Genomic DNA, 23,419 nt, shown 5'->3' with positions numbered 1-23,419 from the left:
TCAGCCCTTCCTTTCGGTCAGGCGGCGCGAGAGCAGCGACAGGGTCATCACACCGAGCACCAGGATCACCCCGATCGCCGCGGCCACGTCGGGTTTGGCCTGTTGGATGCCCTGCTGGTACATCAGCAGCGCGGGGGTCATCGACGCGTTGTCCGGGCCGCCGCCGGTGAGCAGGTACGGCTCGGTGAAGATCTGCCCGGCCATGATGATCGAGAGCAGGACGACCAGGGACGTGACCGGGCGTACGCCGGGCAGCGTGACCGTCCGGAAGCGGCGCCAGGTGCTCGCGCCGTCGACGTCGGCCGCCTCGTACAGCTCCTTCGGCACGCTCTGCAGCCCGGCCAGGTAGAGCAGCACGTAGAAGCCGAGGTTCTTCCAGGTCACGTAGACCGCGATCAGCGGCATGATCAGGTCCTGGTTGGCCAGCCAGGTGGTCTGCGGGGCGAGGTCGCCGAGCAGCCGGTTGACCACGCCGCTGCCGTTGAACATGAAGATCCACACCGCGAGGGTGGCGACCGAGGCCGTGACGTACGGGATGTAGTACGAGACCCGGAAGAAGACCTTCCAGCGCACCACCGCGTTGAGCCCGCTGGCCAGCAGCAGGGCCAGCACCACGGTCAGCGGCAGGTTGATCGCCAGGAAGATCAGCAGGTTGCCGAACGCCTTGCGGACCACCGGGTCGCCGAGCACCTGCTCGAAGTTGTCCAGTCCGACGAACGGGTGCGGCACCTGGACGCCGGGTGCGGTGAAGAAGAAGTCGTGGAAGGCCATCCACACCCCGAACCCGAACGGGATCAGGAAGACGACCACGACGAACGCGGTGTACGGGGCACTGAGCAGCAGTCCGAGCGGGTGCTCGCCGAGCAGGCGCTGCAGGGGCCGGCGGCGGCGGGGCCCGCCGGGAGACCGGGTGTCACTCCCGGTCTCCCGGCCCCGCGACCGGGGCTCCGTCTGACGGAGGGTGGTCACCGGATCAATCCGACAGCTTGTCGATGTCGGCCGCCGTCTGGTCGAAGGTGTTCAGGTCACCCTTGCCGGACTGCACGGTGCTGCTCCACGCGTCCCGGAAGGCCTGCATCTTCTCGGCGAGCCCGGCGACCGTCGGCACGTCGACGGCGAGCGGGACGGCGGCGGCGAACGGCTGGAAGAACGGGTTCTCCGCCAGGTAGTCGGCGGCCAGGGTGGGCACGTCGGTACGGGTGGGGAACTGCCCGGTGGTGGTCAGCAGCGCGAGGTCGTTGTCGTTGTTCGTGGCGAACTTGGCGAAGTCCCAGGCCGTCTGCTTGTTCGCACAGGCGGTGTAGAGGCCGATGTTCTTGGAGTCGGCGAACGTCGAGGTGGCGTCGGCGGCCTTGCCGGCGGTGGTGGGCAGCGGCACCACCCCGAACTCCACCTTGCCGTCGAACTGGCCCTTGCCCCACGGCCCGGCCACACCCATCGCGGCGACCCCGTCGGCGAACGGCCCGGCCCACATGTCGCCGCTGTACGCCTCGGCCGACGAATAGCCGTTGGCGTAGAGGGTCTGCCAGAACTGCAGCGTCTCCTTGCCCTGCGCACTGGCGAAGGTGGCCTTGCCGTCCTTGACGAACTGCGTGCCGTCGGAGTTGGCCAGGTAGAACGGGTAGAAGTCGAAGTTGACGTTGGTGTAGTCGGAGGTCGCGGGCGGGTAGATCGCCACGTCCGCGGCGCCGGCGTCCTTGATCGCCTTCGCGGCGGCGAGGACCTCGTCGTAGGTCCGCAGGGCCGGCTTCTCCGGGTCGAGCCCGGCCTTCTGGAAGGCCGTCTTGTTGTAGTAGAGCATGAACGGGTTGGTCTTCCAGGGCAGCTGGTAGAGGTCGCCGTCGGCGCTGCGGAAGCCGTCGGCGGCCGGGCCGGAGCGGCCGGTGACGAACTGCTCGGCGTCACCGAACGTCTTGGACAGGTTGACCAGGCCGCCCTGCTTCTGGAAGGCGGGGACGGCGGCCGGGGCGGTGTTGAAGACCAGGCACGGGGCGTTGCCCGCGGTGATCGCCGCCGCGATCACGTCCTCCGACGACTTGCCGGCCGGGATCGCCTGGGCGGTCACCTGCTTGTCGGCGTTGGCCGCGTTCCAGGCCTCGACGACCTGCTTCGACCAGGCGATCTCCTGCTCGTTGGTGGAGGTCCAGATGGTGATCGGGCCGCTGGTCAGCTCGCCGCCCGCGCCGCCGGATCCGTCGGACCCGCACGCGGCCAGTGGAATCAGCATTATCGAGGCTGCGGCCGACGCCGCCACTCGTGTCAGACGCCTCATCGCGTTCTCTCCTCAAGTCTTTTCGTCGCCGGGGTGCTCCGCCCTCGACATGGCGATCAAACCGGTTTAGGTGATGTGTGTCAAGGTCGTTAACTAAAGTGCCTGGAGTGTTTCGGATTTTCGGCGATATGCCAGCTGAGCTGCCACTAAACTTCTTCTAAACTCTGCGGTAGAGTTTGGGCCGTGACCGAACCGCCCGCCCCTCGCAAGCGCGTGGTGATCGCCGATGTGGCAGCCCGCGCCGGCGTCTCCAAGAGCGCCGTCTCCTTCGTCTTCAACAACCGCCCCGGCGTCAGCGACTCGGCCCGCGAGCGGATCCTGCGCGCCGCCGCCGAGCTCGGCTGGCGCCCCAGCGCCCGGGCCCGCGCCCTGTCCCGCAGCCGCACCCAGGCCGTCGGGCTGGTCATCCGCCGCGACCCCGAGCTGCTCAGCACCGACCCGTTCTTCCCCCAGTTCATGGCCGGCGTCGAGATCGGACTGACCCGCCACGACTACTCCCTGGTGCTGCAGGTGGTCGGTGACGAGCAGTCCGAGCGGGCCGCCTACCAGCGGTTCGCCGACACCTCCCGGGTCGACGGCGTCTTCCTCACCGACGTGCGCATCGGCGACACCCGCCCGCGCGAGGTCGGCGAGCTGGGCCTGCACGCCGTCGTGCTGGCGCCTGAGGACGCCGCGCCCGGCGAGGGCATCCCGATCGGGATGAACGACGCCGACGGCATCCGCCGCGCCGTGCACCACCTGCACTCCCTCGGCCACCGGCGGATCGCCCACGTGATGGGCGCCCCGATGTATGTGCACACCGAGGCCCGCCGCCGGGCCTGGCACGACACCCTCGTCGACCTCGGCCTGCCGGAGGGCACGGTGGTGACCGCCGACTTCACCGGCGCGTCCGGCGCCCGCGCCACCCACGAGCTGCTGGATCTGGCCGAGCCGCCGACCGCCATCGTCTACGGCAACGACCTGATGGCCATCGCCGGCATCTCCGCCGCCATCGACCGCGGCGTCCGCGTCCCCGAGGACCTGTCCGTCGTCGGTTTCGACGACATCCCGCTCGCGCCCTACGCACGCCCGCCCCTGACCACGGTCCGGCAGAACGTGGTGGCCTGGGGCACCGCCGCCGCCGAGACCCTGGTCGCCGCGGTCGAGGGCCGCGAGCCGGAGCCGGTCCACCTGCCACCGGTGGAGTTCGTGGTCCGCGGCAGCGCCGGCCCCACCCGCGACCGGCGCCACGACTGACCGGGCCGGCCGGGGCGTGGGTGTCCTGTTCTGATCGGGGGTACCGGATCGCCGCCTAGATCATCGGGATCGTCTCGGTGGCGATCCGGCGTGCACACATCCTCTACACAATCGCGGCTTACCCTTCCCCGGTGATCATCCTTTTCGGTCTTCTGACCGTGGTGGCCGTGCCGGTGGCGGTGCTCGCGGTTCTGGTGGCGCAGATCCGCGAGGTGGACCGGACCGTGCCGCTGGCCGTGCAGCCGCCGCCCCGGGTGGAAGGGCTGTTCGGGCCGCGGTCTCCCGGGCCGCCGCTGCGGATGGCGGTGCTCGGGGACTCGTTCGCGGCCGGGTACGGGGTGGCCAAGCCCCGCGAGACCGTCGGCGTGCTGCTGGCCGGTGCCGTCGCCCGGCACCTGCGGCGGCGGGTGCTGCTGCACCGGGTCGCGGTCGTCGGCGCGATGTCCAGCGACCTGGCGCACCAGGTGGACGCGGCGCTGCGGCACGAGCCGGAGGTGGCTGTCGTCTACATCGGCGGCAACGACGTCACCCGGTTCGCCCCGCTGGACCGGTCGGCCCGTGAGCTCGGCGCGGCGGTGGCGCGGCTGCGCGCGGCGGGCTGCCGGGTCTTCGTCGGAACCTGCCCCAACCTGCGGATCCTGCCACCCCTGCGACCGCCGCTGCGCTGGCTGGCGGCGTGGCGCAGCGCACGGCTGGCCGCCGCCCAGACCGCCGCGGTGCTCGCCGCCGGTGGGCATCCGATCTCGCTGTCCGAGCTGCTCAACCCGCACTTCGAGGCCGATCCGGCGCGGATGTTCGGCCCGGACCGGTTCCATCCGTCGGCCGCCGGATACGCCAAAGCGGCGGCGGTCAGCCTGCCGACGCTGCTGGCCGCGCTGCGCGCCGAGGGCGTGGTACCGCGGTACCAGCCGGAGTGGGCACCGCGGTCGGATGGCACGGCAGCCGCCCGTCCGTAGCGTCCTTGCCGTGATCGAGGTGCATGAACTGACCAAGAGGTACGGTGCCGTCCCGGCCGTACAGAATGTGTCGTTCCGGCTGGAAGCCGGTGTGGTGAACGGCTTCGTCGGGCCGAACGGGGCCGGCAAGTCGACGACGATCCGGATGATGGTGGGCCTGGACCGGCCGACGTCCGGGCACTGCCTGATCGACGGCCGGCCCTACCGGGGGCTGCCGGCGCCGCTGCGCTCGGTGGGCGCGCTGCTCGACGTGGAGGCGATCCATCCCGGTCGCAGTGGGCGCAACCATCTGCGGGTGCTGGCCCGTTCGCACGGCATCACCGCCCGCCGCGCCGACGAGGTGCTGGAGATGGTGGGGCTGGCCGGTGCCGCGGACCGGCGGGTCGGCGGGTATTCGCTGGGCATGCGGCAGCGGCTCGGGCTGGCCGCCGCCCTGCTCGGCGACCCGGCCGCGCTGCTGCTGGACGAGCCGGCCAACGGCCTGGACCCGGACGGCATCATCTGGATCCGGTCGCTGCTGCGCGGCCTGGCCCGGGAGGGGCGGGCGATCCTGGTCTCCAGCCACCTGATGGGCGAGCTGGCGCAGACCGTCGACCGGCTGATCGTTCTCGGCCGGGGCCGGGTGCTGGCCGACGCGTCGCTGGCCGACCTGGTGTCCCGGCACGCGCACCGGGTGGTGCGCACCCGCACCGACGACCCGGACGGCCTGGAGAAGCTGCTGCGCGAGCACGGCGCGGCGGTGGCCCGGCGGCCGGACGGCAGCTGCGAGATCAGCGGGCTGACCGGCGACGAGGTGGCCGTGCTGGCCCACCGGAGCGGCGTGCTGCTGTACGAGAACACCACCGTCGCGGCTTCCCTGGAGGACGCCTACCTCACTCTCACCCAGGAGGCCCGCCGATGACCACCAGCACACCGGAGGTACGCCTGACCCTGCCCCGGCTGATCGGCGCCGAGTGGCTGAAGGTGCGTACGCTGCGCTCGTCCTGGTTCTGCCTGGCCGTGGCCCCGCTGCTCGCGGCCGGTGGTGGCGCGCTGTCCGCGCTGGGTTTCGCCGATCCGGAGCTGACCGGCGGGGTGAGCGCGCGGGACGCGGTCACCGAGGTCCTGGCGTCGGCCTCGGCGGGGCTGCAGATCGCCGTCGTGGTCCTCGCCGTGCTCGTGCTGAGCAGCGAATACACCGGCGGCGCGATCCGGGTGACCCTGGTGGCCGTACCCCGCAGGCTGGGTCTGACGGCCGCGAAAGCGGCGGTGGTCACGGTCGCTGTGACCGTCCTGGCCGGCCTGTCCCTGACCATCGCGTACGCCGTCGCGTTCCCCCTGCTGGACCGCGGTGGGCTCACCCCGCCGCGGTACGGCACAATGCAGGCGCTGCTGGGCGCGGAGATCGGATACAGCGTGCTCGTCGCGCTGTTCGCATTCGCCGTCACGCTCACGGTCCGCAACACGGCAGCCGGTGTCGGTCTCACCCTGGGTGCCGTCCTTCTGCTGAGAGTGGTGCTGTTCATGCTCGACCCGCTGGTCCGGTTCGATCTGCAGAGTCTGGCGTTCGCGCCGGCCGCGACCCGGGTCTGGACCGATCCGCTGTCGTCGGCCCTGCCGGTCGTCGCCGCGTGGCTGCTGGTGCCCGCCGTGGTCGGTGCCGTCAACCTGGTCCGCCGGGACGCCTGAGTGAACTCACCGTCCCGGCCCGCCCGGTTCCGCCGCCCGCACTGGAGCACCGCGCTCATCATCCTGTGCTGCCTGCCGCTCGGCCTCGACCTCGACGTGCTCGTCGACGGGCCGCCCACCGGCGAGGACTGGTGGGCTCTGGCGGTCAACACGGTGGTGACGTTCTCGCTGCTCTGGCGGCGGTCGCACCCGTGGTGGGTGCTGGCGGTGATCGTGGCCGGGGACGTCCTGACCGCGCAGACCCAGGTGGTGGTGTACGCGGTGGCGGTGTACTCGCTGGCCGCCCACCGTTCGCTGGCCGCGGTGACGGCCGGCGCGGCCGGATCCCTGGCGGTGCTGGGGGCGGAGCTGTTCCTGCGCGGCGGCCGGGACGAGATCGCCTACCTCGGCCTCTACGGGCTGGCCGTGATCGGCGCGGTGCTGATCGGCGCGAACGTCGCGATCCGCCGCCAGTACGTGCGGGCGCTCGTCGACCGGGCCGCCCAGCTCGCCCACGAGAAGGAGCAGGAGGGCCGGCTGGCGGCCGCCCGGGAACGTGCCCGGATCGCCCACGACCTGCACGACATCGTCGCGCACAACCTGACCGTGATGGTGCGGCTGGCCGACGGCGCGACAGCCGTCGCCGACGCCGACCCGCAGCGTTCGCGCCGGGCCGTGCAGCGGGCCGCCGACCTGGGCCGGGAGGCGATGAAGGACATGCGCCGGCTGCTCGGGGTGCTGCACGACGGCAGCGACGACGTGGTCGGCGACCTGGACACCCTGGTGGAGACGTTCCGGATCGCCGGGCTGCCGGTCACCCTGCGCCGCCGCGGCGCCGACCCGACCTCGCCCGGCCTGCAGCGGGTGGTGTTCCGGGTGGTGCAGGAGGCGCTGACCAACGCGCTGCGTTACGCCGAACATCCCACCGAGGTCCTGGCCGACCTGGACTACACCGGCCCGATCCGGATCGTGGTCACCGACGACGGCCGCGGCACCGGCCCGGCCCCGTCGGTCGGCAGCGAGCAGGGCCTCAACGCCATGCGCGAACGGGCCGCCCTCTACGGCGGCACCGTCGAATCCGGACCCCAGACAGTCGGCTGGGCCGTCCGCGTCACCCTGCCCCACCCGACCGAGGAAACCGATGACTGAGATAACCCTGCTGCTCGTGGACGACCAGGAACTGCTCCGCGACGGCATGGCGATGGTGCTGTCGCAGGCGCCCGGCCTGCGTATCGTCGGCGAGGCCGGCGACGGCCGGGCCGGTGCGCTGATGGCCCGCGAGCTGCGGCCGGACGTGGTGCTGATGGACGTCCGGATGCCGATCATGGACGGCATCGAGGCGACCCGGGACGTCGTCGCCCACTGCCCCGGCACCCGGGTGCTGATCCTGACCACCTTCGACCTGGACGAGTACGCCTTCAACGGTCTGCGCGCCGGGGCCAGCGGGTTCCTGCTCAAGGACGCGCCGTCGGCCGACCTGATCCACGCCGTGCGCACGGTGGCGGCCGGTGAGGCGGTGGTGTCGCCGCGCATCACCCGCACCCTGCTCGACGTCTACCAGGGCGGACGGGTGCCGTCCCCGGCCGGTGGTGACGTGCTCGGCGAGCTGACCGCCCGGGAACGGGAGGTGCTGATCGCGATCGGTCAGGGCCTGTCCAACCCGGAGATCGCCGGGCAGCTGTTCCTGTCCGAGTCCACGGTCAAGACCCACGTCGGCCGGGTGCTGGCCAAGATCGGCGCCCGCGACCGCGTCCACGCGGTGATCTGGGCCCACACGAACGGACTGGTGTAGATGAGCGAGCGGGCCGGTCACCCGGTGCGACCCGGTAGCACCCCGATCCTGATCTGGACGGCCACCTCGGTGACCATTCTGATCGTCGCGGCCGTCCTCTGGCTCGGCTGGCCGAAGTCACCCACCGTCCTGCCCGACGGCGCGTCCCGGGTCGACGTCTACGTGATCGACGAATCCCCCGAGCTGACCACCCCGTCGGTGATGGGTGCCGACAGCGGCTGGTTCGACCGTTACACCTTCCCGTGCGGCGTCGACGCCTGGCACGTCGAGTCGGCCGGTGCGGCGATCTGCGCCACGGTGGGTGGCCCGTACGGCAAGGTCACCGTGATCGCCGGGGACGGCGGCAAGCGGATCGACGTGCCCGCCGACCGCCTGACGACGCTGCGGGACATCGCCGCCGAGAATGGCGGCGCCAGCCGGATCCTGCTGGCCCGCGACGGCGAGCCGGTCGGCATCGTCACCCTGACCGACCCGGCCACCGCGGTTCCCGCCGGCTGACCGGCCCGCCGGTGGCGCCCACGCGCCGGCACCGTCCGGTGGGTGCCGCCGGCGGTCACCATGAAGAAATCCTCATCTGATGGTCGCCGCATGTTCATGTCGAAAACGCCTGGTCGCCACCGGGCCGCCACCGGAATTCACGGAGAGCCCCCGATCATCCTCCCGGACATTGTTGAGACACCGGGATGCCGGGCGCCGCTGATGTGACGGTCCGGTCGGCCGGCTGCCCTCCATCCCGAGCGGGGAGAGGGCGATGAGTGACTTGAGCGGACCCGGTCAGCGACGGCGCCGGCCGGGCGCGCACGCGGCGCCGCCCAGGTTCCGGCCCTCGTGGTGGATCCTGGCCGTGTCGCTGGCGCTGGTCAACGTGTTCCTCCTGGTCGCGAACGTGGTCAAGATCCGGGCGAAGGGGCACTTCACCGATCGCCGATGGGCCGGCCACCTGGACGGTTCGTACTCCGAACTGCTCGGCCATGTCACGCTTCTGGCGGCGGCCGTGGTCCTGATCATCATCTGGCGCGAACGGCACTCGACCGCTCACGGGGTCTGGGCGCTGGTGCTGGGCTTCCTGGTCGCGGACGACTTCCTGCTGCTGCACGAACACTTCGGTGGCCTGCTGGCCCGGACGGTCGGCCTGCCCTCGGTCATCGGCTTGCGTCCGCAGGACCTCGGCGAACTGCTCGCCTGGGCCGGGCCGATGGCCGTTCTGGGGAGCGCGGTGCTGATCACCCATGTGCGTGCCCGCGGATTCGCCCGGCGGCACTCCTGGACCTTGCTCGCGCTGATGGCCGCGCTCGCCGGATTCGCCGTCGTCGTCGACATGGCCCCCTTCGTTCTGAAGCCCTGGCTCAGTACCCGCGAGTACGTCGCCCTCACCCTCACCGAGACCGCCGGGGAACTGGGCGTGATGACGCTCTTCCTGATAGCCGCGCAGCACATGCTCCAGAGCCGGAACGATCACGGGAGGCGGCGCCCACCGACCTCGATCGTCCAACGCGGACATCGCCGCCCGGAGCTGATCCGGTGACGTAACACCCGACGGGTACCGTCCCTGCGACCACGGGGCGGTACCCGCACAGGGAGGGATCATCATCACCACCAGCATGGAGCACGGAACCGAACCCGTGCTGATCGGCCGTCGGGACGAGACCCGGCACATCAGCGGGCTCCTCGGCGCGGCCCGGACCGGCACGGGCGGCGCCCTGGTCCTGCGGGGCGAAGCCGGCATCGGCAAGAGCGCCCTGCTCGACTTCGCCGGCCGGGACGCCACCGGATTCCGGGTGGTCCGCTGCTCCGGCTCCCGGTTCGAGTCCGACCTGCCGTTCGCCGCACTGCATCAGCTGTGCCTCTCCCTGCTGCCGCACGGCGCCGGGCTCCCGGACACCCAGCGGGAGGCCGTCCAGCGGGCCCTCGACGACGGCTCGGCGCCCACCGGCGCGTTCCGGACCAACACCGCCGTGCTGTCCCTGGTCACCACCGTCGCCCGGGACCGGCCGTTGCTCATCCTGGTCGACGACGCCCAATGGCTGGACACCGTGTCGGCCCGGACCCTCGCCTTCACCGCCCGTCGGCTGTCCGCGGAACCGGTCGTGGTGCTCGCCGCGCAGCGCACCCCGTGCCGGGCCTGCGGACTCGACGACCTTCCGGCCCATGTGCTGACCGGGCTGGCCGACGAGGAGGCACGAACCCTGCTGCCCGACGGCGGCGACCCCCGGGTGCTCGAACGGCTCCGGGCCGAGGCGCGCGGAAACCCGCTGGGTCTTCGCCAGCGCCTCGTGGCCGGCGGCTACGCACCCGCGGACACGGCCACCGCACCGTGCCGGGTCGAACGGCGATACCAGGAGCGTTTCACCCGCGCGTCCGAAACCGCGAAACTGCTGCTGGCGGTGGCGAGCGCCGACCCCACCGGCAGTCCCGCGCTGTTCTGGGCCGCCGCCCGGCGGCTCGGCGTCGGCATGCCCGCGGCCGGCGCCGTCCTGACCGGAACCGGGCTGGCCGAGGTCGGCGCCCGGGTCCTCTTCTGCCATCCGCTCGCCCGCTCGGCCTGTTACCGGGCCGCCGACCCCCGGCTACGGCGGATCGCCCACCTGGCGCTCGCCGCGGTGACCGACCCCGATCTCGCGCCGGACCGGCGGGCCTGGCACCGGGCCCAGGCCTGCGCCGGCCCCGACGACGAGGTGGCCGCCGAACTGGAACGTGTCAGCCCGCCCGCGGGTGGAGCCGGCGCCGCCGCCTTCCTGGAACGCGCGGCGACACTCACCGTCGACGACGACCGGCGCACCGACCGCGTCCTGCGGGCCGCACAGGCCCATCTCGACGCCGGCGACACCGGACGGGCGGCGACCCTGCTGGCCGCCGTCGAGAGCGCCGCGCTCCACACCGAGGGACAGGTGCGGTACGACCGGTTACGTGCCCGGGTGGCGTTCACCCGGAACGACGGTGGGGACGGGCCGGGGCTTCTCCTGAGCGCCGCGGAACGTCTGGCCGAACAGGATCCGCGCCGGTCCCGCCAGTACCGGCTCGACGCGGTGGAGATGAGCCTGATGGCCGGGCGCTCCGACGCCGTGACCGGCCGCCTGCTGACCGGCGGGCCCGGTGACCCGGTGCCCGATCTGCTGGACGTCGGCCGGCTGCTGTTCGGCGGCGAGCACCACGCCGCCGTACCGCTGCTGCGGGATCTGCTGCGGGAGGACAACCGGCTGTACGAGCAACGGCCGGCGCTGAGCTACCTGTTCACGGCGGTGCTGTGGGATCCACGGGCGTCCGCGGACGGCGTCGGGAACGTGATGCGGGCGGCCCGCGAATCCGGCTCACCGGACACCCTGCGGCTCGGCCTCTCGCTGGGCGCCTCCCACGCCGCGTTCACCGGCGATCTGACCACCGCGAACGCCCTGACCGCGCGGGAGGAGGCACTCGCCAGGGCCGGGGGCAGGCCGCCCGCGCTGTGCCATCGGCTGCACGTGGCGGCGATGGCCGGCCGGCCCCGCGAGACCAGCGAACTCGTCACCCGGATCCTCGACGCCTCCGACCGCACCGGCTATCTGGCGGCCAACGCCCACTGGGCGACAGCGGTGACCGCGAACGCCCGGACGGCCTATCCCGCCGCGATGGCCGCCGCCGAGCAGGCCGTCGCCCTCGGTGACCCGCTGCTGATCGGTGTCGCCCTCCCCGAACTCATCGAGGCGTCGGTGCGCACCCGGCGCACGGACCGGGCCACCGCCGCCCTCACCGACCTGGCCCGGCGCACCACGGCGAGCGCCACCGCCACCGCGCTCGGTGTCACGGCGTACTGCCGGGCCCTGACCACCGACGACGAGGGGCAGTACCGCGAAGCCGTCGATCTGCTGAGCGAGAGCCTGCTGCTGCCCTACCGGGGCCGCGCCCACCTGCTGTACGGCGAATGGCTGCGCCGCCGCGGCCGGCTCGGGGAGAGCCGCGGGCAGTTGCAGGCGGCTCACCGGATCTTCACCGACACCTCGATGGAGGCCTTCGCCAAACGTGCCGCCACCGAGTTGACGGCCACCGGCACAGCCGGCCGGCCCGCCCAGCCGTCGACCGGGCTCACCTCTCAGGAGCAGCGCATCGCCCAGCTGGTGGCCGCCGGCGCCACCACCAAGGAGGTGGCCACCGAGTTGTTCCTCAGCCCCCGAACCGTCGACGCCCACCTGCGCAGCATCTTCCAGAAGACCGGCATCACCTCCCGCCGCGAACTGCGCCGCCGCGACGGGAGGTGACCGGCGCGCCGGATCCGGCCAAGATTTTCGGTGATCCGCAGTCCACCGCGCGCATCTACTCGGGTGACCGTCCCCATCCCCAAGGGAGTGCGCTCCATGAAGAAGCGGCTCATCGGATCCGCCGTGCTGCTCGCGGTGCCGATCGCCATCGTCGCCCTGTCCACCCTCCCCTCCTCGGCCGCCACCACCCCCGTGTCCGGTGGCGTCTACACCCTGGCCTCCGGCTCCAGCGGCAAATGTGTCGTGGTGTCCGGGGCCTCCACCGCCGACAGCGCCCCGCTGGTGCAGGTCGCCTGCCACACCGCCGCCACCGAACAGCAGTTCAAGGCCGTCGCCCAGAACGGGGCGTTCGGCCTCACCAACACCAGAAGCGCCAAGTGTGTGGACGTGCCGAACTCCAGCACCGCCTCCGGCACACAGCTCTGGCAGTACACCTGCGGGGCCGGCGCCAACCAGACCTGGTCCCTGACCGCCTCCACCGCCGCATCCGGCAGGTTCCTGGTCAAGAGCGCGTCCAGCGGCCTGTGCCTGAGCAACAAGGACGGCTCCACCGCCGGGAACAACCCGATCGTGCAGGAGACCTGCTCGGACGTCGCCCGCATGCAGTGGTCGTTCAACCAGGTGTCGGCCGGCTCCAGCTGGTCGAACGTCGCCGACGGGTTCGCGCAGGGCACCACCGGCGGCGCGGGCGGCGCCACCGTCACCGTCTCCGGCTACGCCGACCTGCTGCGGTACGCGACAGCCACCGAGCCGTACGTGATCCGGGTCAACGGCACCATGACCTCGGCCACCTACGGCTACGAGATCCCGGTCAAGTCCAACAAGACCATCGTCGGTGTGGGCACCACCGGGCGGCTCAAGGGCGGCGGCTTCTTCCTCGGCGCCGGAGTCCGCAACGTCATCATCCGGAACCTGACCATCGGTGACACCGACATGGCCGCCGACGACCCGGACGACAAGGACTACGACTACGACGGCATCCAGATGGACACCGCCGACCACGTGTGGATCGACCACAACACGTTCCAGAACATCAACGACGGCACCATCGACTCCCGCAAGGACACCAACCACGTGACGGTGTCGTGGAACCGGATGGGCGGCCACAACAAGAACTTCGGCATCGGCTGGACTGAGAACGTGGTGGCCCGGATGACCATCCACCACAACTGGATCCACAACACCAACCAGCGAAACCCCAGTGCCGACAATCTGGCGTACGCCCACCTCTACAACAACTACATGCAGAACATCACCTCGTACGGCAACTACGCCCGTGGCGCCACCAGGATGGTGATCGAGAACAGCTACTTCGAGAACGTGAAGAACCCCTACTACCCGGACACCGCGACCGGCGCCCAGCTCCGCCAGACCGGCAGCATCGTGGTGAACTCCAGCGGCCGGCAGGAGACGTCCGGTTCGGCGTTCACCCCGAGCAGCTTCTACTCCTACACCCTCGACCCGGCGGCCGGCGTGCCCGCCCTGGTCAAGGCAAGCTCCGGCCCACAGTCCACCATCGTCATGTGACCTCCGCCCGCCCGGCCGGAGCCACTGTCCGGCCGGGCGGGATCCGCCGATCGATCACACGCCGGGAGCGGCCCGCCGCATCCGATCGGTGAACGTGACATCCGGCAGCGCGCCTGCCGACTCGGCCCGGACGGCGCCTGGGCCGAGACCCGGCGGCGACCGCCGGCCTCCCCCGCTACCTGATCGACGACGCCGGCGCGGTGCCGAACGGTGTCAGTCTCGCCGGGCCGACCATGCCCGGACCGCTCCCACGACGATCACCGCGATGATCAGCAGCGGGCAGAGGAGCAGCGTGTTCAGGCCGGTGGCGCGGGGCCGGACCGCCGCAGACCAGGACCAGGATGATCGCCGCCGGCCAGGAGGCGGGCCTGTTCATCGTGGCCCGGCCGTCGGGACGGGACGGGTGGCACGGCCCCGGCCCGCGCGGAGGCCCGGCCGGGCCGAACGGGCGGGTGCGGCCCGCCCCGCTGGTTGAGACACTCCGCCCCCACAGTCGTCGCGATTCCGCCGCCGGGCGGCTGCGCGGTTCGTGTGGTCATTTCCGGCTCGATTCGAGCCGGAAATGACCACACGTTTGGTGACCGTCGCATTCGCCCGGTGGTCGCCGGGCGGTCCGGTGGGACGCCCGCCTCGCGGGGACGAGGCGGGGCGGCCCGATTTCTGTGGAGCCGACGGGCGTACCGTAAAGGGATTTCTCAGGGTTTCATGGGATCGTCCACTTCTGGGCTCCGGTGCCGTTGCAGGTCCAGAGCTGGACCACGGTGAAGTCCGCCGAGGAGCCGCCCGTCAGGTCGAGGCATTTGCCGGCGTTCGGGTTGACCAGGTCGCGGGCGCTGCTGAAGACCCATTGCTGGGCGCCGGTGCCGTTGCAGTCCCACAGCTGGATCCTCGTGCCGTCGGCGGTGCCCGAGCCGGACACGTCCAGGCATCGGCCGGCGGTGCGGATCGTGCCGTCGCCGGGCAGCGTCCACCGCTGGGTGGCGTCGCCGACACACGAGTACAGGTCGACGGCCGTGCCGGCGGCGGTGTTGCCGCCCGCAGCGCCGATGCACTTGCCCGCCAGGCCGGTGATCGGGCCGGTCCGCCCGCCACCGCCACCACCGTCGGTGTTGACGAACTTCCAGGTCACCGGGAGTACGCCCGGAGTGTTCGACGGATCGACCGAGGCGAACCGGGCGAACGCCGCCTGACTCAGGTCGATGTGGCCGGCGGCGCAGGACGGGCATTTGTCCTTCACCGGTACGGTGATCGTCCGCCCGTTGTAGGTCACCTCGACGCCGATGCCCTGGCAGATCGGGTCCAGGTTCGGGTTGGCGGTGGTCCACCAGGTGTGGGAGACCGCGACCAGCATCTCGGTGGCGGCGTTGATCGGCGTGCCGCACGAGCCGTAACCGGCGTCGTTGTAGAAGGTGGTCTTCCCGGTCATGACCTGGCCGATCGGGACGGCCGCGGCGGGGCCGGCCGGCAGCAGCACGGCGAACAGCACCGCCACCGCCAGCAGGATCCGGCGTCCCATCAGCAGTAGAGGTTGCTGCCGGCCGCGACACCCAGGATCTGGGTGAACCGCAGGTACGCGTCGACCCGGCTCTGCACCTGGCCCGGGTTCGCCCCGTTGCATTCCAGGGTGCCGTTGATGGTCCGGATGGTCTGCCCGAACCCGGCCCCGTTGACCATCGCGTTGTGGCCGGTCATGCTGCCCGCGCCGGTCGACGTCATCCAGAACCACAGGCCGGTCTTCCAGGCCGTCGCGGCGTTGTTCTGCACCTGCCACGGGTCGTTGAGCAGGTTGATGCCGAGCGCGTCACCGGCCGCCTTGTAGTTGTAGTTCCAGGACAGCTGGATCGGGCCGCGACCGTAGTAGGCGGCCTGCCCGGCCGGGCACCCGAACGGCTGGTTCCAGTCACAGTAGTGCGGGTAGTTGGCGGTGTTCTGCTCCACGATGTGGACCAGGCCGCCGGTCTCGTGGTTGACGTTGGCCAGGAACGCCGCCGCCTCCTGCCGCCGGACGGTGTCACCGCCGGCGCCCGCGAACGCCGGATAGGCGCTTATCGCACTGATCAGCCCGCTGTACGTGTAGAAGCCGTTGCGCCCCGGGAACATCTGGTTGAACTGGGCCTCACTGACCACGAAACCGCCACCCGGGTTGCCGCCGGCCGCCGGCACGTTCCACTTCTGCGCGCCGGTGCCGTTGCAGGTCCACAACTGGACGATGGTGAGGTCGGCCGACGACCCGCCCTTCAGGTCCAGGCACTTGTTGGCGTTCGGGTTCACCAGGTCGCGGGCGCCGCTGTACTCCCATCGCTGCGCGACCGTGCCGTTGCAGGTCCACAGCTGGATCCTGGTGCCGTCGGCGGTGCCCGCGTTGGAGACGTCCAGGCATTTGCCGGCGGTCCGGACGGTGCCGTCACCCGGCCGCGTCCACTGCTGGGTGGCGTCGCCGACACAGGGGTAGAGGTCGATCGCCGTGCCGTCGGCGGTGTTGCCACCGGCCGCGCCGATGCACTTGCCGCCCAGCCCGGTGATGGTGCCGGTGGCGGCCGAGGCGGGCGAGATCGAGAAACCGGCGAGACCGGCCGCGGTGACCAGGCTGATGAGAACAGCGAGCAGGGTCCTACGCACGTCAGGGATGCTCATGCAAGGAAGTCCGTCCTTGTCGATTCTGCCAAGGGGCCGCGGCTACCTCATATGCAACACCGTCGTACATCGACGTGTAAAGATATGTAAGGTTTCTTGTTTTTAGCGCGGGCGCTTGACCGCGACCCCGCCGTACACGAAGACCTCGTCGTCGGCGGGGACCGGCCGGCCCGGGACCGGATGCCAGTGATGCACCAGGCACACCCCCGGATCCAGCAGCTCCAGACCGCCGAACAGCGCCTCCACCTGCTCCCGCGTGCGGGCCTTCGCCGCGATCCCCTGCGCCCGATACCCGGCCACCCCGCGCGCCACCTCCTCCGGCGCCGAATCCGCGGTCAGTGTGGAGATCGCCAGCATGCTGCCCGGCGCCAGCGGGTCCAGCAGGGTGCGGATCACCGCGTTCACCTGGGCATCGTCGACGATGAAGTGCAGCATCGCGATCAGGCTCACCACCACCGGCCGGCTCAGGTCCAGGGTGCCGCGGACCTCCGGCGACCGCATGATCGCATCCGCGTGGGCCAGGTCGGCGTCCAGATAGGCGGCACGCCCCTGGCTGGTGCTGGTCAGCAGCGCCCGCGCGTGCACCAGAACGATCGGATCGTTGTCGACGTAGACCACCCGCGCGGCCGGATCGATGTCCTGGACCACCTCGTGCAGGTTCGGCGCGGTCGGCAGGCCGGTCCCGATGTCCAGGAACTGCCGCATCCCGTGCTCGCGCGCCACATGCCCGGCCATCCGGGCCATGAACTGCCGGTTGGCGCGCATCGACACCGCCAGGTTCGGCGAACCTTTCATGATCTGCTCGGCCGCGATCCGGTCGGCCTCGAAGTTGTCCTTGCCGCCCAGCAGGTAGTCGTAGATCCGCGCGCTGTGCGGAACCGACGTATCCAAGCCGCTCGCTCCCATCGCCCCCACGATAGTGACCCGGCGCACGGTTGTCGTCACCCACACACCTCTTGGTGGTACGCCCGACGCCCCCCCAGAATCGGGCCGCCCCGCCTCGTCCGCGCGAGCCGGGCGGCACACCGGACCGTCCGGCGGCCGCCGGGCGAATGCGGTGGTCACCGCCCTCCGCCGGCCTGGTGGACATCTCCGAGCCGGCGCTGCGGGCACAGGTGGCGTTCTGCCTGATCACTTGCGGTCAGCTTCCGCGCGGGTGACCCGACCCAGCAGAGATCTTGGTGGATTTACCACCGTTTCCGGTGGTAAATCCACCAAGATCGGCCAAGTCGGGGCCGGGAGGCGGACACTCGCGCGGGGAGTGACCGCCAGCGGGTCAGCAGCCCAGAGGAAGACTCTTCTCCGGTGGTGAAACCACCAAGATCGCCGCTGGGCGAGTCGCCGGCGGGAGGGATTGACCGCGAGGGATCAGACGGTCGAGAACAAGACCCCAGTGCCCGCGACATGCGTCCGGCGTGCGGCGTGCGTCCGGCGAGCGGCGTGCGTCCGGCGAGCGGCGTGCGTCCGGCGTGCGGCGTGCGCGTGACACCGCCGGGGTGGGCCGCCAGACGCCGGCACACGAGCCGAACAGTGCGGGCGTTCGGCGGGGCCACCCGGACGGTCGAGCACGGAGGGCGTCCGGTGCATCGTCTGGCGGGCTCGACACTCGCGACGTCCGGTCGATCAACTGGGCCGGACGGTCGCGGCTGTTCACCGTACGCAAGCAGTCTTGAATGATCACGGCGACCGCTTGCTCGCCGCCCGGCCGGAACCGGCGGATGTGCATCGGCGTCAGCCGGTCTGCTCGGCATCGCCGCGCAGGATGCAGAACTCGTTGCCCTCCGGATCGGCCAGGACCACCCAGCCGGTGCCGTCGGGTCTGCGCAGGTCGTCGACCTCGATGGCGCCCAGGGCGAGCAGGCGGGCCAGTTCGGTGTCCCGGTCGCCCTCGGTGGGGCGCAGGTCGAAGTGGATCCGGTTCTTGACCTGTTTGGCGTCGGGCACCTGAATGAACAGCAGCTGGTGCCGGCCTTCCCGGGCGACGATCAGGCACTCCTCGTCGCCGGGCTGGTCGGGGCCCTCCGGCGGGTCGGTCCAGTCCAGGACGGTCTGCCACCAGCGCGACAGGGTGTAGGCGTCGGCACAGTCGATGGAGGTGTGCGAGATGTAGGAGGTCACTGCACTATCCTGCACCCATCGATGATCATATGTGGGGGCGTCGGCGCTGTGGATCCATCGCACCGGCGGAACGAGGGTTCCGGCATGAGCCGTTTCGTGGTCTCGGGGCCGCTGCGGTTGTGGACCGAACGTTCCGGCCACCCCGGCGATCCGGCGGTGCTGCTGATCGCGGGCGCCGCCGCACAGGGCTTCACCTGGCCGGACACCCTCGTCGAACACCTGGTGGAACGGGGCGTGCAGGTGATCCGCTTCGATCACCGCGACACCGGGCTGTCGAGCACCGTCGACTTCGAGACCCACCCGTACGCGACAGCCGACCTGGCCGCCGACTGCCTGGCCGTGCTCGACGGGTACGGGATCGCCTCAGCCCACATCGCCGGAGCCTCGATGGGCGGGATGCTCGCGCAGTGGCTGGGTGTGCACGCGCCGTCCCGGGTGCGGTCGCTGACGCTGCTGACCACCGCACCGATGGGGCACCGCCCGACGTCGGTGTGGAAGCCGCCCGTCTCTGATCTGCCGCGCGGGGACCCTGATCGTGCACGGCGACCAGGATCCGGTGTTCCCGCTCGACCACGGGCAGGCACTCGCCGCGGCGATCCCCGGGGCGAGGCTGACCGTCGTACCGGGAATGGGTCACAATTTCTTCTCCCCCGGCCTGCCGGAGCGGATCGCCGGCCTGATTCAGCTGTGACGCAGTTGCTCGGCCAGCCGGTCGAGTTCCCCGATCGTCGCGGGGCCGCCGTCGGCCAGACCGCTGTGCCCGGCGACGGTGCTGCGCAGGAACCGTCGCAGCACCGTCGTCATGACGCCTTCCGGCACGGTCCGGACCAGCCCGGACCAGCGCGGGAACAACTCGGCCGGCAACTCGCGGCGCCAGCGGTGGATCAAGGACCGGATCGCGTACGTGTCCGCGGCCAGCGCTTTCGGCCCACCGGCGGCGTGCACGGCCTGGCCGAGGGGCACTTCGAGAGCGGCGTGCGTGCGTAGCCAGTCGTTCATCCGCGGCTCGGCCTGGGCGGGCAGCCCGGCGGCCCGGAAGGTGCGCACGATCCGTTCCAGGCGTGGGGTGAGGCTGCCGTCGGGCTCGCCGATCGGCATCGGGACCAGCCGGGTCACCGCACTGGACGCCCGGTAGCGGACCACGTCACCGTCCATCGTGCCGCCGTTCATCGGGAAGCCGATCAGCACCCGCCCGGGGCCGAGCGCCGCCTGCAGCGGTTGTGGCCCGGCCGCCCAGTTGAGCAGGAACAGCACGTCGCCGTCGACTCCGGCGAGCGATTCCAGCACGGCGTCCACCTGGTGGGTGCGGACGAGGACGGCGGTCAGGTCGTACCCGTTCTCGGGGCGTTCGGCAATCGGCACCGGGACAGCCCGGACGTCCGGGCTGTCTCCCTCGGCCAGCAGCACACCGTGCCGACGGAGGGCGGCCAGGCGTTTCCCACGGGCCAGCAGGGCGACCTCATGGCCGGCCTCGTGCATGCGCACGGCGAACAGGCTGCCGAGAACCCCGGCGCCGTAGACGAGCAGTTTCACCCGAACCCACTTTCATACGATCGTTTGAATCAAACGACTGTATGATAACCACATGGCGACACCCGAGACCCGGACGCAGCTCCTCGACGCCGCGGAGCATCTCTTCGCCGAGCACGGTTACCGGGGCACCTCGGTGCGGGCCATCACCGACCGGGCCGGGGCCAACCTGGCCGCCGTCGGCTACCACTTCGGGTCCAAGGCGGACCTGCTGGCCGAGGTGTGCCGCCGGGCCGTCGAGCCGATCACCAGCGCGCAGGCCGCCGGGCTGGACCGGCTGTTGGAGCGCACCCCCGATCCGGCGGTCGCCGACCTGGTGGAGGCGTTCGTGGGCCCGATGTTCGACCTGGGCGGCGCCCGCGCCTACCGCCTGATCGTGACCATCCTGAGCGACCCGGCCGACGAGATGCGCGCCTGGAACGGCCCGGCCGAGGACACCATCCGCGACCGCTTCGCGGCGGCGTTCGCCCGCGCGCTGCCCGGCCTGCCCGGCGACGAGCTGTGGTTCCGGTTGCGTGGCATGCTGGCGGTGACCACTGTCGACCGGGTTCAGCTCTACCAGAACCCCGGCCCGGCCGGCGGCCCCGAGTCACGCCGCTGGGCGATCACCTTCCTGACCGCGGCCCTGAGCGCACCGAGGACACCCTGATGAGATCGACCCTGTCGCTGGCCGTCGAGGAGCTTCGGGTGATCGTGCGGATCGACGGGGTCGATGTCAGTCGTGCCCACGGCAACGACGGGGTGGATCCGTGGCATGTGCTGGTTCCGGTGAACCGCTTCGTCGCGACCGGTGAGCCGACGGCCACGCTGCTCGCCGGATGCCGGGGTTGCGGGCCGGACTGTTTCGCCGTCGAGGCCCGGGTCCGGCGCGAGGACGACACCGTGCGCTGGGAGTGGGACGGGGGCACGGCGTTGTTCGACGCACACGCCTACGACGCCGAGGTCGCCCGTTTCGCCGCCGACCACGGCTGGGAGACCGGGCCACGCCGGGCCGGCCGGCTCATCCTCACCGATCTGCCCCTCCCACCGGGCCTCACCGGGGTCCGGGTCACCGTGGACGGCGGCGACCTGGAGATCTGGCTCGAGGAACCGGGCGAGTACCAGATCTTCGTCCGCGTCCCCTGGGACGAGCAGCACCCGGACGAGTGCGCCGCCGCGGCCCGGAGCACTCTGACCGGGCCGGCGTCACGATGGCCCGCCACGTGGCACAGCATCAGGGCGGACCGGGAGACCCCACCGGCGTACGCCGATCCGGCGTGGCAGCGCTCGGATCTGCTGTGACGATCGCGAGGTCAGACCGTGTGCCGCGCTGCGGCTCGATTCGAGCCGCAGCGCGGCACACGACCGGGACCCGCTCGGGTTCGACCGCATCGGACATCATCGAGATGTGGGCGATCTCTTCATCAATCTGTTGGCAAGCGTCATCGCCGGTACGGCCGTCTGGCTCGCCGGTTTCCTGTTGCGCCGGCGCAAACTGAGCCGGGAGCGGGCCTTCTTCGGGCTGACCGCCGGGGCGAGTTGTCTGCTGGTGGTGTCCCGGCATTCGTCGTCGCCGAACGAGTCCAGTGTCCACCGCCGGGATGTGGCCGCCCTGGTGGAGCTGGCGACGATCGCCCGGGAGTGCGGCGCCCACGCCGACCGGGTCGGGGAGAGCCAGCCGTCCGGCGAGATCGGGCGGCTGACCGAGTTCTGTGTCGGCGGCCCCGGTGAGGCGAGCCCGCGCAGCGCCACCCACGTGCGGACGATCCTGAAGGGCGTCCGGTACGCCGAGTTCGACCCCGTCGAGCGCCGGCTGGCGTTCACCGTCGGCGGTGTCGAGTACGTGTTCAGCCCGGAGACCGGCTATGTGCTGCTGGCCCGGTTCTGGGGCCCGGCCGGTGGGCATCCGGTGTTCTTCATCGGGGGTCTGAGCGCGGGCAGCAATCTGGCCGGTGCCCGATACCTGGCGGCACGACATGCCGAGCTGGACCGTACGTACGGCGCGGATCGGCCTTTCGCTCTGGTCTTGCGGATCGTCGAGCCGGCCGCCTACGGCACCGACTTCACCGAGCTGGTCGCCGACGTGACCGAGGTGGCGTTCAAGCCGGCGGTGGAGGTGGCCTCCGGCGACGTAGATCTCCAGCAGGTCGCGGGTGGCGATGCCCCTTTCGAGGAGGGAAGGCGACATTAGCAAGGCCGGCTCCCTCCTCTTGTTTGCGTTACGACTGCAATGCTACGCTCGGTTAAATTGCAGTCGTAACGTGAACGGGAGACGCCGTGAGACTGATCCGCACCGTCTGGAACTGGGAGGTCGCCATGTGGCGCAGCCTCTACCTCTGGGTACGCCGCAAGCCCCGGCACCCGCTCGCCGAGGGCGAGACCCCTTTCGCGTACGACGGGATCATCGCCCCCGTCCTCTACACCTTCCTGGTCATGTCGGTGATCGAGATCCCGATCCTCGACCTCCTGCTGAAATACGCGCTGGGCTGGGACGAGGCCCGTGGCGTACTGCTGATCATCGGCATCTGGGGTGTCTTCTGGTGCCTCGGCCTGATCGCCAGCATGAAGGTCCACCCGCACACCGTGGGACCGTCCGGGATCCGGGTCCGGTCCGGCCACGGCATCGACTTCCCCATCCCCTGGGAGGTTGTCGAATCGGTCACCAAGGGCATCCGATCGCTGGAGGGGAACAAGACGATCCAGGTCGACGGCGACACCCTGATGGTCACTGCGGGTAGTCAAACCAATGTAGACGTTCGGCTGACCACTCCCACCCTGCTGGCCCCGCACCACGAGCCGGTCACCGAGGTACGGCTGCACGCCGACGACGCGGCCGGGTTCGTCCGGGCGGCCCGTGCCCGCCTCGGCGCCCCGGCTCTGTGAAAGCATTCCCGGCATGCCCCGCAAGGTAGATCACCAGGAACGCCGCACCCGCATCGCGGACGCCCTGATGCGGGTGGCCGCCCGGGAGGGCCTGGAGGCGATCAGTCTCCGGCACGTGGCGGCCGAGGCCGGCTGCACCACCGGCATGGTGCAGCACCATTTCCGCACCAAGGACGAGATGATGGCGTTCGCCATGGAGATCGTCCGGGAGCGCAGCGAGGCCCGGATCAACGCCGCGATGGCGGCCCTCGGCCCGGACGCCGGCGCCCGCGCCCAGCTGCGCACCCTGATCATGGCACTGCTGCCGCTGGACGACGCCTCCCGGGAGGCCGGCCGGGTCGCGCTGGCCTTCATGGCGTACGCCGCGGTCCGCCCGGAGGCGACCGCCTTCCTCCGCGAGGGCACCCCCACCATGATCGGGTACGTCGCGAGCCAGCTCCCGCACGGCACCGCGGAACGCGCGGCCGGCCTGCTGTCGATGATGGAGGGCCTGGGCATGTACCTGCTGGGCGATCACCTCAGCCCGGACCTGGCCGTCGCCGCCCTCGACACCCACCTCGACCTGCTCTGGGCTCCCCCGGTTCGGTGACAGCGCGCGGCCGTGAAAACCGTC

At 71.2% G+C, this 23,419-nt stretch carries 23 protein-coding genes and 1 pseudogene; 17 read left to right on the top strand and 7 right to left on the bottom strand.

From position 1 onward, the window contains the following. Both ACQ0O7_RS26390 and ACQ0O7_RS26385 read right to left on the bottom strand, forming a co-directional pair. On the bottom strand, positions 1-969 hold the full coding sequence (locus tag ACQ0O7_RS26390; RefSeq protein WP_430785357.1) for a carbohydrate ABC transporter permease: 969 nt from the start codon (positions 967-969) through the stop codon (positions 1-3). A gap of 4 nt (positions 970-973) precedes the next feature. Then, positions 974-2,272, bottom strand: coding sequence for an ABC transporter substrate-binding protein (locus ACQ0O7_RS26385; RefSeq protein WP_430785355.1), 1,299 nt, complete (start codon positions 2,270-2,272; stop codon positions 974-976). A 183-nt stretch (positions 2,273-2,455) separates the two neighbouring features. On the opposite strand from ACQ0O7_RS26385, the gene ACQ0O7_RS26380 reads away from it, so the two are divergent. The 10 genes from ACQ0O7_RS26380 to ACQ0O7_RS26335 all read left to right on the top strand — a co-directional run bounded on the left by ACQ0O7_RS26380 (position 2,456) and on the right by ACQ0O7_RS26335 (position 13,662). Then, the gene (locus ACQ0O7_RS26380; RefSeq protein WP_430785353.1) at positions 2,456-3,508 is read left to right on the top strand and encodes a LacI family DNA-binding transcriptional regulator; all 1,053 of its coding nucleotides are present in this window, start codon (positions 2,456-2,458) and stop codon (positions 3,506-3,508) included. A gap of 131 nt (positions 3,509-3,639) precedes the next feature. Next, entirely contained in the window at positions 3,640-4,464 is an 825-nt protein-coding gene (locus tag ACQ0O7_RS26375) for an SGNH/GDSL hydrolase family protein (RefSeq protein ID WP_430785351.1), read from the top strand. A 10-nt stretch (positions 4,465-4,474) separates the two neighbouring features. Continuing rightward, entirely contained in the window at positions 4,475-5,365 is an 891-nt protein-coding gene (locus ACQ0O7_RS26370) for an ABC transporter ATP-binding protein (RefSeq protein WP_430785349.1), read from the top strand. Further along, positions 5,362-6,132: an ABC transporter permease gene (locus ACQ0O7_RS26365; RefSeq protein WP_430785347.1), complete on the top strand. Its 771-nt coding sequence runs from the start codon at positions 5,362-5,364 to the stop codon at positions 6,130-6,132. Before ACQ0O7_RS26370 ends, ACQ0O7_RS26365 begins: the two co-directional genes overlap by 4 nt. Then, a complete protein-coding gene (locus ACQ0O7_RS26360) occupies positions 6,133-7,260 on the top strand; it encodes a sensor histidine kinase (RefSeq protein WP_430785345.1) in 1,128 nt (375 codons plus the stop codon). Continuing rightward, entirely contained in the window at positions 7,253-7,903 is a 651-nt protein-coding gene (locus ACQ0O7_RS26355) for a response regulator (protein WP_430785343.1), read from the top strand. The genes ACQ0O7_RS26360 and ACQ0O7_RS26355 overlap by 8 nt, the downstream gene beginning before the upstream one ends. Continuing rightward, complete coding sequence (locus ACQ0O7_RS26350; RefSeq protein WP_430785341.1) at positions 7,904-8,401, top strand: hypothetical protein; 498 nt, start codon at positions 7,904-7,906, stop codon at positions 8,399-8,401. Positions 8,402-8,654: 253 nt separating this feature from the next. Continuing rightward, positions 8,655-9,428: a hypothetical protein gene (locus ACQ0O7_RS26345; RefSeq protein ID WP_430785339.1), complete on the top strand. Its 774-nt coding sequence runs from the start codon at positions 8,655-8,657 to the stop codon at positions 9,426-9,428. Positions 9,429-9,504: 76 nt separating this feature from the next. Further along, on the top strand, positions 9,505-12,135 hold the full coding sequence (locus ACQ0O7_RS26340; protein ID WP_430785337.1) for an AAA family ATPase: 2,631 nt from the start codon (positions 9,505-9,507) through the stop codon (positions 12,133-12,135). A gap of 96 nt (positions 12,136-12,231) precedes the next feature. Next, complete coding sequence (locus ACQ0O7_RS26335; RefSeq protein ID WP_430785335.1) at positions 12,232-13,662, top strand: RICIN domain-containing protein; 1,431 nt, start codon at positions 12,232-12,234, stop codon at positions 13,660-13,662. 703 nt (positions 13,663-14,365) lie between these two features. Here ACQ0O7_RS26335 and ACQ0O7_RS26330 read toward each other — a convergent pair. From ACQ0O7_RS26330 to ACQ0O7_RS26315, 4 genes are all read right to left on the bottom strand, one after another. Further along, complete coding sequence (locus ACQ0O7_RS26330) at positions 14,366-15,178, bottom strand: cysteine/serine endopeptidase inhibitor (RefSeq protein ID WP_430785333.1); 813 nt, start codon at positions 15,176-15,178, stop codon at positions 14,366-14,368. After that, the gene (locus ACQ0O7_RS26325) at positions 15,178-16,296 is read right to left on the bottom strand and encodes a glycoside hydrolase family 19 protein (RefSeq protein WP_430785331.1); all 1,119 of its coding nucleotides are present in this window, start codon (positions 16,294-16,296) and stop codon (positions 15,178-15,180) included. The genes ACQ0O7_RS26330 and ACQ0O7_RS26325 overlap by 1 nt, the downstream gene beginning before the upstream one ends. A gap of 102 nt (positions 16,297-16,398) precedes the next feature. Beyond that, complete coding sequence (locus ACQ0O7_RS26320; protein ID WP_430785329.1) at positions 16,399-17,202, bottom strand: SAM-dependent methyltransferase; 804 nt, start codon at positions 17,200-17,202, stop codon at positions 16,399-16,401. A gap of 825 nt (positions 17,203-18,027) precedes the next feature. Next, the gene (locus ACQ0O7_RS26315; protein ID WP_430785647.1) at positions 18,028-18,414 is read right to left on the bottom strand and encodes a VOC family protein; all 387 of its coding nucleotides are present in this window, start codon (positions 18,412-18,414) and stop codon (positions 18,028-18,030) included. Between the two features lie 21 nt (positions 18,415-18,435). Here ACQ0O7_RS26315 and ACQ0O7_RS26310 point away from each other — a divergent pair. Further along, positions 18,436-18,897 (top strand): annotated as a pseudogene (locus tag ACQ0O7_RS26310) (alpha/beta fold hydrolase); the annotation flags it as partial. 52 nt (positions 18,898-18,949) lie between these two features. After that, positions 18,950-19,105 (top strand): alpha/beta fold hydrolase, encoded by a 156-nt coding sequence (locus tag ACQ0O7_RS26305; protein ID WP_430785327.1) that lies wholly within the window; start codon positions 18,950-18,952, stop codon positions 19,103-19,105. Here ACQ0O7_RS26305 and ACQ0O7_RS26300 read toward each other — a convergent pair. Beyond that, positions 19,096-19,947 (bottom strand): ketopantoate reductase family protein, encoded by an 852-nt coding sequence (locus ACQ0O7_RS26300; protein WP_430785325.1) that lies wholly within the window; start codon positions 19,945-19,947, stop codon positions 19,096-19,098. The genes ACQ0O7_RS26305 and ACQ0O7_RS26300 overlap by 10 nt on opposite strands. A gap of 52 nt (positions 19,948-19,999) precedes the next feature. On the opposite strand from ACQ0O7_RS26300, the gene ACQ0O7_RS26295 reads away from it, so the two are divergent. The 5 genes from ACQ0O7_RS26295 (at position 20,000) to ACQ0O7_RS26275 (ending at position 23,395) form a co-directional block, all read left to right on the top strand. Then, a complete protein-coding gene (locus ACQ0O7_RS26295) occupies positions 20,000-20,593 on the top strand; it encodes a TetR/AcrR family transcriptional regulator (RefSeq protein WP_430785323.1) in 594 nt (197 codons plus the stop codon). Continuing rightward, positions 20,593-21,225, top strand: a complete 633-nt coding sequence (locus tag ACQ0O7_RS26290; protein ID WP_430785321.1) for a hypothetical protein — start codon at positions 20,593-20,595, stop codon at positions 21,223-21,225. Before ACQ0O7_RS26295 ends, ACQ0O7_RS26290 begins: the two co-directional genes overlap by 1 nt. Before the next feature lie 106 nt (positions 21,226-21,331). Further along, positions 21,332-22,114 (top strand): hypothetical protein, encoded by a 783-nt coding sequence (locus ACQ0O7_RS26285; RefSeq protein ID WP_430785319.1) that lies wholly within the window; start codon positions 21,332-21,334, stop codon positions 22,112-22,114. Positions 22,115-22,200: 86 nt separating this feature from the next. After that, a complete protein-coding gene (locus tag ACQ0O7_RS26280) occupies positions 22,201-22,806 on the top strand; it encodes a PH domain-containing protein (RefSeq protein WP_430785317.1) in 606 nt (201 codons plus the stop codon). 13 nt (positions 22,807-22,819) lie between these two features. After that, complete coding sequence (locus ACQ0O7_RS26275) at positions 22,820-23,395, top strand: TetR/AcrR family transcriptional regulator (protein ID WP_430785315.1); 576 nt, start codon at positions 22,820-22,822, stop codon at positions 23,393-23,395. The last annotated feature ends 24 nt before the right edge of the window (positions 23,396-23,419 follow it).

It is taken from the genome of Actinoplanes sp. G11-F43, assembly GCF_050589265.1.
Classification (GTDB): Bacteria; Actinomycetota; Actinomycetes; order Mycobacteriales; family Micromonosporaceae; genus Actinoplanes.
Note: the sequence above shows the minus strand (reverse complement) of the source record. Positions and strands in the feature narration are given on the sequence as shown.